This is a genomic window from Ruegeria sp. CDSC052 (assembly GCF_059610685.1).
Genome location: NZ_JBXWOB010000007.1, coordinates 47,352 through 60,287, shown reverse-complemented (window position 1 = coordinate 60,287; position 12,936 = coordinate 47,352). Strand labels below are relative to the sequence as shown.

The window sequence follows — 12,936 nt, the reverse complement described above, 5'->3', positions numbered from 1 at the left end:
AAAGGGCAGAACACCGGGCGCCAGCGAAACCCGACAAGGAGATATGTAAAACTTGCGTGACACCCACGAAATTGACTTCAGCGATGAGTTGCTGGCCTGGTACGACCGCAATGCCCGTGAAATGCCATGGCGCATCGGTCCTGCCGATAGGTCTTCCGGAATGCGTCCTGACCCCTATCGGGTTTGGCTGTCCGAAGTCATGCTACAGCAGACAACTGTGGCAGCGGTGCGCGACTATTTCCTGCGGTTCACATCTCGGTGGCCGACAGTTGAATCACTGGCCGCAGCGCCTGACGAGCAGGTCATGGGGGAATGGGCCGGTCTGGGATATTATGCCCGCGCCCGCAATCTGCTGAAATGCGCGCGCGTTGTGGTTGAAAGCCATGATGGCTGTTTTCCCGACTCACACGATGAGCTGCTGAACCTGCCGGGCATAGGCCCGTATACAGCCGCCGCGATTGCAGCCATTGCCTTTGATCGTCCGGAAACCGTGTTGGACGGCAATGTCGAACGTGTCATAGCCCGCCTATACGACATTCACGATCCGCTGCCGGGGTCAAAACCACAACTCAAGCAACGTGCAGCTGCATTGACCCCAGCGGTGCGTCCGGGCGACTATGCACAGGCCGTGATGGATCTGGGTGCGACTGTCTGCACCCCAAGATCCCCGGCATGCGGGATATGTCCAATGCGCACGCGTTGCCGCTCCCACGCTGCGGGTACCCAGGCCGATCTGCCCCGCAAAACACCGAAAAAGCCAAAACCCACACGTTATGGCCATGTCTACATCACCCAGACAGCGGACGGGGCGATGTTGCTTGAACGCCGCCCAGACAAAGGGCTTTTGGGCGGTATGCTGGGATGGCCGGGATCCGAATGGTCCGATGCGCCGTCTGACACCGCGCCGTTTGCGGCGGACTGGCGCGTTCTACCGGGCGAAGTGCGCCACACGTTCACGCATTTCCACCTGATCCTGCAGGTTTGGGCAACCTCTTTACCGCCCGGTGCGGCACCGGAGGACATGATCTTGCTTGATAAACATGCCTTTCGGCCCAGCGATCTGCCGACGGTCATGCGCAAGGCATTTGACCTCTGGCGCAACCAGTAACACATTATGCTGAAACACGACCTACGGATAGTCTGTCCCGCGTCGACCGGAGCTTTTGATGATCGCATCTGAAACATTGACTCGCTGGCAATCCACCCTTCCATTCTGGGTCTCGTTTTTGCTGATTCCATTGATTTGGGCCACGGCCTTTGTGGGTGGCTGGTGGGTCTTGCTGGTGCCGCTTTCAACATGGTGGATATTTGCCGCGCTGGATCAGCTCACCGGGCTCGACCTCGAAAATGCGGACCCAGATACGCCGGACAGCATGTTGCGCTGGTATATCCTGCTGACCAAAGCCTGGGTTCCGGTACAGTTCCTGACCCTTTACGGGCTGCTTTGGTATGTGACGCACAGCTCTCACCTGTCTTCACCAGAAAAGATCGGCCTGTTCTTTGGCATGGGTGTGATCTCGGGGACGATTGGAATCAACTACAGCCACGAACTGATGCACCAGAAGGGCCGACTGGAGCGCGGGCTTGGCGACATCCTGCTGGCCATGGTCTTGTACTCGCACTTCCGGTCCGAACATTTGCTGGTTCACCACCGCTATGTCGGAACCCCGCGCGATCCGGTAACAGCACGATACAACGAAGGCTTTCATCGCTTCTATCCGCGTGTTCTGTGGCAATGCCTGGCCTCCGCCTTTCATGCCGAGCGCGAGAAACTGGCGCGCAAGAACCAACCCTGGACTGACCGCGCAAACCCGTTCTGGCGGTATTGGATGTTACAGTGTGGTATGCTGACCCTGGCAGGTTTGATTGGAGGATGGTCCGGCCTTGTCCTGTTCCTGATTCAGGCCGGCGTCGCCATCTGGCAGCTTGAACTGGTGAACTATGTCGAACATTACGGGCTGACCCGAAAATATCTGGGCCAGGGGAAATACGAACACGTCCTGCCCTGTCATTCGTGGAACGCGTCGCAAAAAGCGTCGAACTGGCTGCTGATCAATCTACAGCGCCACTCGGACCATCACTACAAACCCAACCGTCGATTTCCACTGCTTCAACATCACGATCAGAACACCGCACCGCAACTGCCCTACGGATACCCAGTGATGACGATCGCCGCGATGATCCCACCGCTCTGGCGGCGTGTCATGAACCCCCGTGTGCGGGATTGGCGGCGCAGGTACTACCCCGAAGTCACAGACTGGCAACCCTACAACAAGTCACAAAACCCGATGCCAGGGTCCTGACCGCAGCGCGCCTCGGCGCGCTGCCCGGCCCAACGACTGGCCCTGCGTCTTTGATGCATGGTCCATCGGCCAGAGAGCCCTGAGCTACATCACCCAGATATCCATCGGGTATTCAACACCGCGCACAGGGTGGCCCTTGTTTTCGGTAAATTCGGCTGTCAGTTCGGAGGCACTGCTCCCTTCCTGCTCAAGCTGCAGGCGCACCGCATCACTCAGCACGATCCGGGCCTGCAGCTCGCGGGTCATTGCCTCAAGTTTCGCAGCGACATTTACCGCATCACCGATCACAGCAAATTCCAGACGGTTGGCGCCAATATCCCCCAAAACAACCGAGCCATAATGGACACCGATGCCAACACGAATCTCGGGCTCTCCGGCACGTCTACGTTCTATGTTCCACCGGTCAATCACAGTCACCATGCCGCGCGCGCAGGATACCGCGTTGGTCGCATCCAACGGTGTCGTCACCGGGGTCCCGAAAGTTGCCATAAGACCATCGCCTAAGTACTTGTCCAATGTCCCATGATGGCGGAACACTTCGGCCTCCATCCTGGCATGAAATCCACGCAGCACCTCGATCACGTCATAAGGATCACGGCCCGCCGCATATTTGGTGAACCCCACAATATCGATGAAGAGCACTGCGACATTCTCTTTTCGCACCTGTTTGAGCGGATCGTCATTTTGGCTCAGTTCCTCCACCACATTTGGTGAGAAATATCGCGACAGGTTCGCTCGTTCCCGTTCCAACCCAGCATTGGTCATCAGCAGATGATTGAGCCGCCGCATCGACACGCCCAGCGTCACCGCCACCATCAGGAACACAATCACTTGCTGGATTCGGATCGAAGATCTGAAACTATTTGGATCCAACATTTCGGCTACATCCGGATACCCCTGCAAGGCCTCGGCCACTTTCTCACTTATGCCGGGAATCGGAACCGCAACCCACCAGGCAATCACCCATCCGGTAGTCCAGATTATTGCAGTCCATGTGCCTATGGCAATCACCGTGCGCCAGGAATAGGCCATGGTTCCTGCTGCAAGAATGACGAAGAAATACTGAAAGTTGTCAAACCGGAATTGCATTGCCAATGGGCGCACATCATCGCTGAACGGGTTGGGAATGATCATTCCCAAAGTCATAATCAAAAGGTCAACAAAGATAAGCAGCAACTCTGTCCGAGATTGCCCCACACGGCCTGCCCGTCGGATCATCCAACCATTTGCGCAAATCAGCAAAAGGATGAAATGATACCAAAGGACCTCCCAATGCGGGTTCAGGAAGATCAACAAAAGGCCAGTCAGACCCATTGCGATCCAGCGGGCCCGGACAGCAAGCTCCAGCCCCTCGCGCTTGTGCCGTTCCAGCGCAGCTTCGGTGTATTTATTCTCGATTTCTACTTCGTTCGGACGGGTGAAAAAGAACCACCTAGCCCGAGGTTCGCTGGCTGCTGTGTCCGACATTGCGAAAGCTCCTACACTGCGCCGATTGCTTCAATAGGCTCATATCGGAACTCATCAGGGAAAGAAACAAAAGACCCCGCCGTTGATCGGCGGGGCAAGGCTTAGTGCCTTGTGTCAGGCCACAGGCACCGGCGGTATTGGTCTATCAGTTGTGCATCTCGGACCGGATCTGCTGACGCAAGACGTCGATCGGCACGGTTTTGCCGTCGCGCTTGAAGCACCAGTAGGTCCAGCCGTTGCAGGAGGGCGCATTCTCGAGATGGGCACCAACCTGATGGATCGAACCCTTGATATTTTGCCCCACCAGTGTCCCATCGGCGCGGACCTTGGCCTTGTGACGCTGGTTCATGGAATAGAGTTCCTCGCCCGGGCGTAGCATGCCGCGTTCGACCAACTGGCCAAAGGGCACGCGTGGCTCGGCGCGTTTGCTGGCGCTGACCTCCAGCGCCTCGCGGTCGAATTTACGCACTTTCGCGATGCGCTTTTCGGCCACTTTGCGATAACTTTCTTCGCGCTCGATCCCGATGAATTCGCGACCCAGCATCTTGGCCACGGCCCCTGTAGTCCCGGTGCCAAAGAACGGGTCCAGAATAACGTCACCCGGATTGGTTGATCCAACCAGCACGCGGTGCAGCAATGATTCCGGTTTCTGCGTCGGATGCGCCTTGTCGCCGTTTTCATCCTTGAGCCGTTCATGGCCAGTGCAGATCGGCAGCACCCAGTCGCTGCGCATCTGGACGCCTTCGTTCAACGCTTTCAGTGCCTCATAGTTGAAGGTGTATTTCGCCCCTTCACGCTTGGAGGCCCAGATCATTGTCTCATGCGCATTTGTGAACCGCTTGCCACGGAAATTCGGCATCGGGTTCGATTTACGCCAAACTACATCGTTGAGGATCCAATACCCAGCATCCTGCAACGCAGACCCAACACGGAAAATGTTGTGATACGATCCAATCACCCAGATCGCGCCATTGGGCTTCAGCAGACGATGGGCCGCCTTCAGCCATTCCCGCGTGAACTGGTCGTAGACGCCAAAGCTGGAAAACTGGTCCCAGTGATCATCGACTGCATCCACTTGGCTGTTATCGGGGCGGTGCAGTTGCCCTTTCAACTGCAGATTATATGGGGGATCGGCAAAAATCAGGTCAACCGAAGCCTCGGGCAGACTGTTCATCACTTCGATGCAGTCCCCGGATAGGATCGTGTTTACAGGGAGCGCTGTCGCGCCCTTTTTGGTAGTCGTTGTCATATCGCTGCCTCAAGTTCCACGGCGCTTATGCGCTCATTTGGTTGAGACAAGGATGAGTCAAAGACGATTCGCCGTCAATTTCTTTTTTGAATCAGCGGCTTACGATTTACTCTTGATACAACATATTGTGGACGGGCTTGAACGAAACTCTATGGTGAGGGGTCACACCAAGATTTCGCAGCGCATCCTTGTGTTGTTTTGACGGATAACCGGCATTTGTCTCCCAGCCGTATCCCGGATGCTGTTGCGCCAAATCCACCATCAGTTGATCGCGCCAGTTTTTGGCAAGGATCGAAGCTGCGGCGATCGACACGGAATGGGCATCGCCTTTGACCACTGCCTGCGCCGGAATGGCCAGTCCGCGCGGAATCATATTTCCGTCGATCAACAGATAATCCGGGGGGGGATCCAGCGCCGCCACCGCGCGCTCCATCGCCAGATGCGAGGCACGCAAGATGTTGTGCTCATCAATCTCGGCCACCGAAGCCTCGGCCACCGCGAATTCGGCGCAGCCACGCAGGGCAGTATCCAATGCGGCCCGGCGCTTGGCCGAGAGTTTCTTTGAATCGTTCAGACCTTGGGGAATTTCCGCAGGATTCAGGATCACTGCAGCAGCCACAACAGGACCGGCCAGCGGACCTCGGCCAACCTCATCGACACCGGCAATCCGCAGATATCCTTGCGCAAGAGCGGCTTTTTCAATCTCATAATCCGGTGTGGTCATGTTTTGGGAAAATCCTGTTTTCCCCGATTGCGCAAGAAAAAAGAGAGGACAGCAATCGCTGCCCTCTCCGACGTGATGCTTCTAAGGCACCACTCCTGCTCGAACCGTGTTACTTGTAAACGACGCGGTATCCCTGTTGGCGCAGGCAGGCGGGTTCATAGGCCCGCTTGACCTTATTGCCATTCCAGAAACCGACCTTGCACTTTTTGGGCAGGCTATTGGCGTATTTGTAGTGCTTATCCAGGCAGCGCGTCCCCAGAAGCGGGCGCTTTTTGCCATAGCCCTTGAAGGTTTCCAGGCACCGTTGCGGCAGACTATAGCGCGCAACGCGCTCGGGCAAGGGACGGATATGGTTCGGCCGATGCCTGGGGGTCCTCTGGATGTGCTGTTTGGGGGGCTGATACACGTGGTTGTAGTTGCGGGTAACCTTTTTGCTGTCGCCTTGCTTGTCAAAATGATGGATGGCAGCGCCAATCAAGGCAATCGCCGCCAGCCCGCCAAGAATATCTTCTGCATCAGCGGCACGGGCCTGGGATGCAGAAACGCCGGTAATTGCGACTGCAGAGGCAATGATCAGAGCGATGAATTTCTTATGCATGGTGCTGTCCTTTCGGGTACTCGGTGGACGTGATGACAGTCCGTAAATTCGATGACCCGACATTGGGGATGTCCCCTTCAGACAAGCAATAACGCCGTTTTGTTATCCGATATCAGACCGCGAAACCCCTTTGCGTTATTGAATATCAACCAAAGCCATGCGCAGGATGCGGCCTATGAAACAGATCCTCTCTTCTCTGGCCATCGGGGCCCTGATATCGCTTGGTTCCATGGCGTCAGCAGCGGACTGCTATGCCGATTACAAGGCCAAGCAGGACAATCCGTTGCGCCTGCATTATGGCGTCATGCAGGTTTCGTCCTGCGGCAAAGGAAAAGCCAAAAAAGAGGTCGCGCAACGGCTGCGCAGCTCGGGCTGGACCCTGCTGAACGTCATGTCCGTTTTTGGACCGGAAGGGTTGGATAAAAGGAAGGCCAATGCCGGAAAATTCTATCTCCGTTACTGAGGCACGGCGCTCGGGCGTCAGGTTGGTTGGCGCGGGCATCACGGTAATCGTTGTCATACTTGTGGCCTCTGCCGCCTTTCTGTTCTGGACATTGCCAGATGCAAACGCGTTCAATGCCCGCGTCGAACGTCTGTTCGTCGAGAGTGATCTGACCTCGCAGACCGAGATTCGCCTACTCGAGATTCTGGCCCAGTCCGGCACTGCCTTTGCCGATACATTGTCCAGTTACCGCATGGTTATCTTTGTTTTGCTGGTTTTCGCCACTGCAATGCTGATTGCTGCGCTGGTGTTTCTGGTCATGCTGGTGCTGTTGAACCGACGCATGGCACAGATTGAGCGCACTGGGATTCAGGTCACTTCACTTTTGATCAGCCGGGAAGAGAATACCGTCTATCTCAATAACATGGATTTCAAACTGACTGCGTCGGCGATGGAAACCCTGTCAGTTCTTGCCGAATCCCGGTTGGATGACGAGGTACTATCCGGCATTCAGATCGAGGCGATGATTTCCGGCAAAAGCACCGCTGATTGTGACGAGGCTGCTGGCGCGACGCGGATCAAGCGCCTGCGCGATGCTTTGGGCAATCAGATGGTCAGCGAGTTGCTGGTCAAGAACATCGCTAAAAAAGGCTATATGTTGTCGATTGAAAAAGACGTCATTCAGATGATTTGATATTGGGAAAATCCTGCTCTGCCCCTTGGAAAACACGGATCAAACGCCCATCCTATAAAGACCCGTGCCAGGGAGGATGATTATGAACGTTCACGTGACTCCAAATATCAAAGGCTATGGGATCTCGGTCGAACCACTTGTCGGCCGTATCGCAATCTACCGGGATGAGATCCTTCTGGCTGAAAGCTTTGATGCCAAGGTAATGTACGAAACTCGGTTGCCGCCGATGATCTACATCCCCCGTCAGGATGTACATGTCGATCTCAGCGATGAGACCGAACTTCAGACATTCTGCCCGTTCAAGGGCACCGCCACTTACCACGATGTCGTTCTGGCGGGTCAACGATTGGCCAACTCCGTCTGGGCCTACGAGAACGCCCTGCCCGAAAGCGCCGCGATCCAGGGCCATATCGGCTTTATGCCCACCGCATATACGCGGATTGAGCTGGGTGAAAACAACCTGCGCAACCCGGAAGACGGCAATATCAGCGGGCCGCTGATTGATTGGCTGATGCGGGGGGCCAGTGATCTCAGCACGCCCGAAGCATTCACCAAAGCGCTGGCCGAGAAGATGCTGGAACATGGAATTGCCATTCAGCGCCTCAGTATCCTTGCCTGGTCCCTACATCCGTTGATCGCGGGCAAACACTATATTTGGGAAAAGGGTGAGGCCGAGATTTCGACCAATGTGCCCACCTATGAAATCCACGACCACCCCGCCTATATCAACAGCCCTCTGCGCCACGTGTCCAACGGTATGGGCGGCGTGCGCCAAAGGCTGAATGACGAGAACCCTCAGCACAGCTTTCCAATCATGGAAGACCTGCGCGCCAAAGGGGCGACCGACTATGTCGCGATGCCCCTGCCATTTTCCGACGGGCGCACCAATGTCTTGACGCTGACTTGCGATCACCCCGACGGGTTCACAACGGCCAATCTTGGGCTGGTGTTCGAATGCTCCTCGGTGATTGCCCGGTTCTACGAAGTCTTCATGCAGCGCGAAAACGCCCAGGTATTGCTGGAAACCTATGTCGGAAAGCGGACCGGCGCGCGTGTCCTGGGCGGAGAAATCCGTCGTGGCGACGGGGATGAGATTGATGCAGCCATCATGTTCTGCGACTTGCGCAATTCTACCCTGTTGGAAGAAAAGCTGGGCCGCGCCGCCTATATCAACCTGCTGAATGACTTCTTTGAAACGGTCTCGGACATCGTCGACGAAAACGGTGGTGAAGTTCTGAAATTCATCGGGGACGCTGTTCTTGCTGTATTCCCGGCAGGCGAAGATTCTGCCTTAGCCCGCGAAAACGCGCAGCGATCAGCAGTTGGAATCGTTGAAAGGTTAGGAGAGCTGCGCAAGTCCGGGTCGGACATGCATTGCGACTGTTCGATTGGTGTCGCTTATGGGCGCGTAACTTACGGCAATATCGGGTCGCGCGAACGGTTAGACTTCACCGTCATCGGACAAGCGGCAAACGTCGCCGCACGGCTTGGGGAATACAGCAAGATCGTGAATCACAGGATCGTTGTTACCAAAGACATCGTGCCGGCCTGTACAGACGCTTTGCCACTTGGAGAGGTCAAGCTGCACAACGTGTCACAACCCGTGTGCTCATACGCGCTCAAAACCTCGGCGGACGCGATTCTGAACGGCTAGTCGCGCGAAGTTGCGTTTGATACTCACGCATCTTGCGATAGGGACAGCACTATCCGCCCAGCAGAAGCAACGCGGTTTGGGCCGGGGAAATTGTGCTTTGAAGCTGCGCGATCTGACTGCGCGCAAGGTATCTGTCGGTCAAATCCCCGATCGCCTCTTCATCCGCGAACTGCGCTAAATCGTCAGATCCAGTCAGGTTCGACAACCTATCCTTGAACACCTCAAGCTGCTTGTCGATGTCCAACTGACCAAAGCTTGAGGGCAACCCAAGCGCCGTCTCCATCATCTTTCGCAACGGCGGTAGACCCATCAAGTCGAACCATTTCGTGTCACCACTGCTGTCTTGCGATGCCAACTCAGCCAGCGCATGTTGTGCATAGAGAGATATGCGCATTGACTCGTCCTGTTCACCCACGGCGACCTCAAAGCGCGAGGTCACGTTGTCCCGGGCAATATCCTCCATAAATGTCGAAAGAATGGTTCTTCGAATTTCGCCAGGGCCCAGTCCAAATGCCTCAGAGAATTCACGGTATCTTTTGTCAGATAGGCGATTGGACAAAGCATCATCTGCGCTCGTTCCATCTGACAGGATTTTCTGGATGAAATAGCGGTTGTCGATGTCGCCCTCCAGACCAAATGCGCCCAAGGCAACCTGTAGCAGCCGGCGGTCAGAAACCAGATCTTCAGCCGTCTGAACCTTGCCGATGTTTTCCCGGAAATACGTCGCCTCACGCTCATTGACCGTCGAAGAGGAAAAGCTGTTCAACTGGCCTTCGTAGGTGCGCTGAATGAACCGCCAGCCAACAATGCCACCTGAGGGTATGACCGGCTGAAAGGTCATTGCTGGTAAGCCATGAGGCGCTCTTCTCGCGGTAGCAAAGCACGCAGGGATTTGAGGCATTTGTAATATTGCTCGGCCAACAAAGCTTCGGTTGCCTCGGCCAAAACTCTGCGGCTGTCCGCATCCGTAAACACTTGGCTCAACTCTTCCACCCGACGCAGCAGTTGTTGGCGGGCGCTTTCAGCTTCCATGTCTCCAGACAGAACCAGTTGCGTCGCATAGCACACTCTGCGAACGGGTGTGTTCACCTCATCAGGATGTATCGCATCGCGCAAACGCAGGACATTTGCCTGTGGTGTCATGATTGAAAACCGACTTCTACGATCGCCGTTTTCCACAACTACACCATTAATCAGCACGCGTTCTTTTGGTGCTAGCTTCAATACCAAACCCGCCATCAATTCGCACCCATTTGCCGAAGGCCTTTGAGAACGGCCATGTTTATTTCCAGAAGGGGCTCTACCGAAGCCTTATTGCTGAGTATCTGGCTGCTGTGCTGTTCGGTGAACTCAGCTAGATAGAAAATCCGGGCGCGAAGGTCATTCGGCAAGGCGTTATCGGAATCGGCAACCCCGTTTGCCAACACAGACCAAAGCCTCCGGTTTTCATGCAAAGCCTGAACAAACGCTCCAAAGTCGGTTTTGTGCCGCGCGGCCGCAGCCTTCAACCGATGCGTGATCTTGGAAATCGCCTCATATTCCGTATCACGCGGTGTGCGCGTCGGAGCAGCGGTCTGCGCATAGGCGCGTTGTGCAAGAGTTTGCGGTGTCACTTGAAATCCTTCCAAAAGGCCGTCTTACGGCGGTCAAAGCCGGGGCGCGTCTCCACGCCCCGGCCAGGGTCCTGAACTTAGCGGAACAGAGACAGGATCGACTGCGGCGCCTGGTTGGCAATCGACAACGACTGCGTTGCCAGTTGCTGCTGTACCTGCAGGGCCTGCAGACGGGCCGAGGTTTCTTCCATATCAGCGTCAACCAGCGCTCCGATACCGGACTTGAACGAGTCAGAAAGATTCGAGATGAATTCTTTCTGCGTTTCGATCCGGCCCTGAGACGAACCAAACGCCGCAGATGCATCAATGGACGTGTCGATCAAGGTCTCGATAGTACCCAGCGCCGCCTGAGCACCAGCATCTGTCGAAACATCAATCGAAGCCAACGCCCCCAGGCCACCTGCATTGGCATTGGTGAACTGCGCCGAGACAGTAACGTCCCGATCAGCGTCGGCACCAGCCGTCGCAGCACCGGTTACAAATGTCAAAGTGCCCGGGTTGGCCGAGTCATAGTCGATTGCGACACCCGTGATCCCCAGGGAATCGATCTGATTTTTCAGGCCAACGGCAACAATGGCATCCGTATAAGCGGCGTCATATGTTCCAGATGGGTCCAGATCAGCAGCTTGCACCGTGTAGGACGCAACCTTGTCACCAATAGTGATCGAGATCTTGTCACCAGCAGCAAAGTTGTCCGTTGAACTGTCCACCACGATGTCGCCGGTTCCACCAGCTTTGTCCATCGTGAAGCCCGCGGCGTCATTGTCGGTTGTGACGTTGTCCGAGCCGGCCAGAACACCTTTGCTGGCATACCCACCTGTGGACAGGTTCTGCGAGGCCACCGAAATCGAAGATGCGGTTACGTTGCCACTGGAGTCACGATCCAGAGACGACAGGATCGAGGCTGTACCCGCCGACCCGTCAACCAGGTTAAGCCCGTTAAACTGCGCCGCTCCAACCACCGATGCGATCTGATCTTTAAGAGCAGTCACGTCGTCATTGATTTTGCCGCGGTCAACATTGTCTTCCTGTGCCGCAACGATCTTCTCTTTCATCTGGGACAGCAGGTCAGTGACTGTCTCGGACGCGTTCCGGGCCACCGCAACGGTCGATTCACCCAGTGCCAAACTGTCTTTGATGGCGTTGAACCCCTTAACGTCCGACTCCATGACTTTGGAAATCGCCCAGACGGCTGAATTGTCCTTGGCTGTGGCGACGTCTTTACCGGTCGAAATCGCGTTCTGGGTCTGCGCCAGGTTCCTGTTGACCGATTTCAGGGTTTGCAGCGCAACCATTGCGCCGTTGTTTGTCAGAATGCTGGACATAGCTTTCTTCCTTTTCCGTTCGGGCCTTTTGCGCCCTTGCTTACCCCGCAACATGTACGGGCTTTGACGTCTTTCTGATCACTGCGACCCGCCGTCGGGCTTTTCGCGCCATCTGAGTTTCCAGATGCAGGATCACCTTTGACGCCGATCTCCTAACGGAGTGCTAAGACTCGAAAATCAGAAAGCTCGGATTTGATTCAATCCTCGCGCTAGGCCCGCTTTTCCAGCTTTGCGTGACTGCGAACGGTAAAATCGCTGCGTTGCCCATCCGCTCCATAAGTACTGAATTCCTGACGCACTCGGCGCAGTTCAGCCATGCGCCCGGCAACCGCCCGAATCCCTTCGGCCGCATTGTTCAGCAGAGCCTGATTCCGGTCGACTTTCTTTTGAACCCCGATCAGTTCATCACTATCAATCACCTCAAGATCATTGATCGCACCGATCAGCTTTTCCTTTTCCGGGACCATGTGATTCAACCGATCCAGATCCCCGGTCACCAAGGCGTTGCGTTCAAGGTCCAGAACTTCTTCAAGAGATTTGATCAGGTCATGTTCAGACTTGTTAGGCATTGGTATTCTCCATCATGGACTGAAACAGGATTTCGGACAGGCCAACACCGCCGGACCTGGCAAGCTGCAGTGCCTGCTGCTGAACAAGAAACGATGAAAACTGGTCTTCACCCGCACCGCCGCCGAACGAATCTCGGGATTCGCCCAGACCTGCGGACTTAAGCATTTCAGACAGGAACGCCGCCTCAAGCTCTACCGCAGCATCTTTCAGCTTTTGCTCAACAGACAAGGGCTGCGGCGCCGCTGGAATACCAGATAGCTTCATCGCTTTCTCCGAAAATTGCATCGAACTTTCTGG

The 12,936-nt window shown here is 55.6% G+C and carries 15 protein-coding genes; 5 read left to right on the top strand and 10 right to left on the bottom strand.

Annotated elements, in window-relative coordinates:
• Positions 1 to 52 precede the first annotated feature (52 nt).
• Both mutY and AC2FIM_RS12845 read left to right on the top strand, forming a co-directional pair.
• On the top strand, positions 53 to 1,108 hold the full coding sequence (gene mutY / locus AC2FIM_RS12850) for an A/G-specific adenine glycosylase (RefSeq protein WP_496677842.1): 1,056 nt from the start codon (positions 53 to 55) through the stop codon (positions 1,106 to 1,108).
• Positions 1,109 to 1,166: 58 nt separating this feature from the next.
• Complete coding sequence (locus AC2FIM_RS12845; RefSeq protein WP_496677844.1) at positions 1,167 to 2,303, top strand: alkane 1-monooxygenase; 1,137 nt, start codon at positions 1,167 to 1,169, stop codon at positions 2,301 to 2,303.
• A gap of 84 nt (positions 2,304 to 2,387) precedes the next feature.
• Here the strand turns inward: AC2FIM_RS12845 and AC2FIM_RS12840 are convergent, their stop codons facing one another.
• The 4 genes from AC2FIM_RS12840 to AC2FIM_RS12825 form a co-directional block, all read right to left on the bottom strand.
• A complete protein-coding gene (locus AC2FIM_RS12840) occupies positions 2,388 to 3,770 on the bottom strand; it encodes an adenylate/guanylate cyclase domain-containing protein (RefSeq protein WP_282021983.1) in 1,383 nt (460 codons plus the stop codon).
• Positions 3,771 to 3,915: 145 nt separating this feature from the next.
• Positions 3,916 to 5,019: a site-specific DNA-methyltransferase gene (locus AC2FIM_RS12835; protein WP_142637139.1), complete on the bottom strand. Its 1,104-nt coding sequence runs from the start codon at positions 5,017 to 5,019 to the stop codon at positions 3,916 to 3,918.
• Between the two features lie 106 nt (positions 5,020 to 5,125).
• On the bottom strand, positions 5,126 to 5,743 hold the full coding sequence (gene rnhB, locus AC2FIM_RS12830) for a ribonuclease HII (RefSeq protein ID WP_496677845.1): 618 nt from the start codon (positions 5,741 to 5,743) through the stop codon (positions 5,126 to 5,128).
• Positions 5,744 to 5,852: 109 nt separating this feature from the next.
• Complete coding sequence (locus AC2FIM_RS12825) at positions 5,853 to 6,341, bottom strand: hypothetical protein (RefSeq protein WP_271949623.1); 489 nt, start codon at positions 6,339 to 6,341, stop codon at positions 5,853 to 5,855.
• A 175-nt stretch (positions 6,342 to 6,516) separates the two neighbouring features.
• On the opposite strand from AC2FIM_RS12825, the gene AC2FIM_RS12820 reads away from it, so the two are divergent.
• The 3 genes from AC2FIM_RS12820 to AC2FIM_RS12810 all read left to right on the top strand — a co-directional run bounded on the left by AC2FIM_RS12820 (position 6,517) and on the right by AC2FIM_RS12810 (position 9,131).
• Positions 6,517 to 6,804: a hypothetical protein gene (locus AC2FIM_RS12820; protein ID WP_271949620.1), complete on the top strand. Its 288-nt coding sequence runs from the start codon at positions 6,517 to 6,519 to the stop codon at positions 6,802 to 6,804.
• The gene (locus tag AC2FIM_RS12815; RefSeq protein ID WP_142637147.1) at positions 6,776 to 7,477 is read left to right on the top strand and encodes a winged helix-turn-helix domain-containing protein; all 702 of its coding nucleotides are present in this window, start codon (positions 6,776 to 6,778) and stop codon (positions 7,475 to 7,477) included. The genes AC2FIM_RS12820 and AC2FIM_RS12815 overlap by 29 nt, the downstream gene beginning before the upstream one ends.
• 82 nt (positions 7,478 to 7,559) lie before the next feature.
• Positions 7,560 to 9,131, top strand: coding sequence for a DUF427 domain-containing protein (locus AC2FIM_RS12810; RefSeq protein ID WP_496708154.1), 1,572 nt, complete (start codon positions 7,560 to 7,562; stop codon positions 9,129 to 9,131).
• 49 nt (positions 9,132 to 9,180) lie between these two features.
• On the opposite strand, the gene AC2FIM_RS12805 is transcribed toward AC2FIM_RS12810, so the two are convergent.
• The 6 genes from AC2FIM_RS12805 to AC2FIM_RS12780 all read right to left on the bottom strand — a co-directional run bounded on the left by AC2FIM_RS12805 (position 9,181) and on the right by AC2FIM_RS12780 (position 12,903).
• Complete coding sequence (locus AC2FIM_RS12805; RefSeq protein WP_496708155.1) at positions 9,181 to 9,972, bottom strand: DUF1217 domain-containing protein; 792 nt, start codon at positions 9,970 to 9,972, stop codon at positions 9,181 to 9,183.
• Positions 9,969 to 10,370: a flagellar biosynthesis repressor FlbT gene (gene flbT / locus AC2FIM_RS12800; protein ID WP_271949613.1), complete on the bottom strand. Its 402-nt coding sequence runs from the start codon at positions 10,368 to 10,370 to the stop codon at positions 9,969 to 9,971. Before flbT ends, AC2FIM_RS12805 begins: the two co-directional genes overlap by 4 nt.
• Positions 10,370 to 10,744: a flagellar biosynthesis regulator FlaF gene (gene flaF / locus AC2FIM_RS12795; RefSeq protein ID WP_271949611.1), complete on the bottom strand. Its 375-nt coding sequence runs from the start codon at positions 10,742 to 10,744 to the stop codon at positions 10,370 to 10,372. The genes flbT and flaF overlap by 1 nt, the downstream gene beginning before the upstream one ends.
• Before the next feature lie 77 nt (positions 10,745 to 10,821).
• A complete protein-coding gene (locus AC2FIM_RS12790) occupies positions 10,822 to 12,069 on the bottom strand; it encodes a flagellin N-terminal helical domain-containing protein (protein WP_271949609.1) in 1,248 nt (415 codons plus the stop codon).
• A gap of 209 nt (positions 12,070 to 12,278) precedes the next feature.
• Entirely contained in the window at positions 12,279 to 12,638 is a 360-nt protein-coding gene (locus AC2FIM_RS12785; RefSeq protein ID WP_271949607.1) for a flagellar biosynthesis protein FlgN, read from the bottom strand.
• On the bottom strand, positions 12,631 to 12,903 hold the full coding sequence (locus AC2FIM_RS12780; protein ID WP_142637161.1) for a rod-binding protein: 273 nt from the start codon (positions 12,901 to 12,903) through the stop codon (positions 12,631 to 12,633). The genes AC2FIM_RS12785 and AC2FIM_RS12780 overlap by 8 nt, the downstream gene beginning before the upstream one ends.
• Positions 12,904 to 12,936: the final 33 nt, after the last annotated feature.

Coding starts and splice junctions, on each gene's coding strand:
- AC2FIM_RS12805 (WP_496708155.1), bottom strand. CDS start 9,972: ATGACCTTTCAGCCGGTCATACCCTCAGGTGGCATTGTTGGCTGGCGG.
- AC2FIM_RS12810 (WP_496708154.1), top strand. CDS start 7,560: ATGAACGTTCACGTGACTCCAAATATCAAAGGCTATGGGATCTCGGTC.
- AC2FIM_RS12815 (WP_142637147.1), top strand. CDS start 6,776: ATGCCGGAAAATTCTATCTCCGTTACTGAGGCACGGCGCTCGGGCGTC.
- AC2FIM_RS12785 (WP_271949607.1), bottom strand. CDS start 12,638: ATGCCTAACAAGTCTGAACATGACCTGATCAAATCTCTTGAAGAAGTT.
- AC2FIM_RS12840 (WP_282021983.1), bottom strand. CDS start 3,770: ATGTCGGACACAGCAGCCAGCGAACCTCGGGCTAGGTGGTTCTTTTTC.
- AC2FIM_RS12825 (WP_271949623.1), bottom strand. CDS start 6,341: ATGCATAAGAAATTCATCGCTCTGATCATTGCCTCTGCAGTCGCAATT.
- rnhB (WP_496677845.1), bottom strand. CDS start 5,743: ATGACCACACCGGATTATGAGATTGAAAAAGCCGCTCTTGCGCAAGGA.
- AC2FIM_RS12780 (WP_142637161.1), bottom strand. CDS start 12,903: ATGAAGCTATCTGGTATTCCAGCGGCGCCGCAGCCCTTGTCTGTTGAG.
- AC2FIM_RS12820 (WP_271949620.1), top strand. CDS start 6,517: ATGAAACAGATCCTCTCTTCTCTGGCCATCGGGGCCCTGATATCGCTT.
- AC2FIM_RS12835 (WP_142637139.1), bottom strand. CDS start 5,019: ATGACAACGACTACCAAAAAGGGCGCGACAGCGCTCCCTGTAAACACG.
- AC2FIM_RS12790 (WP_271949609.1), bottom strand. CDS start 12,069: ATGTCCAGCATTCTGACAAACAACGGCGCAATGGTTGCGCTGCAAACC.
- AC2FIM_RS12845 (WP_496677844.1), top strand. CDS start 1,167: ATGATCGCATCTGAAACATTGACTCGCTGGCAATCCACCCTTCCATTC.
- flbT (WP_271949613.1), bottom strand. CDS start 10,370: ATGGCGGGTTTGGTATTGAAGCTAGCACCAAAAGAACGCGTGCTGATT.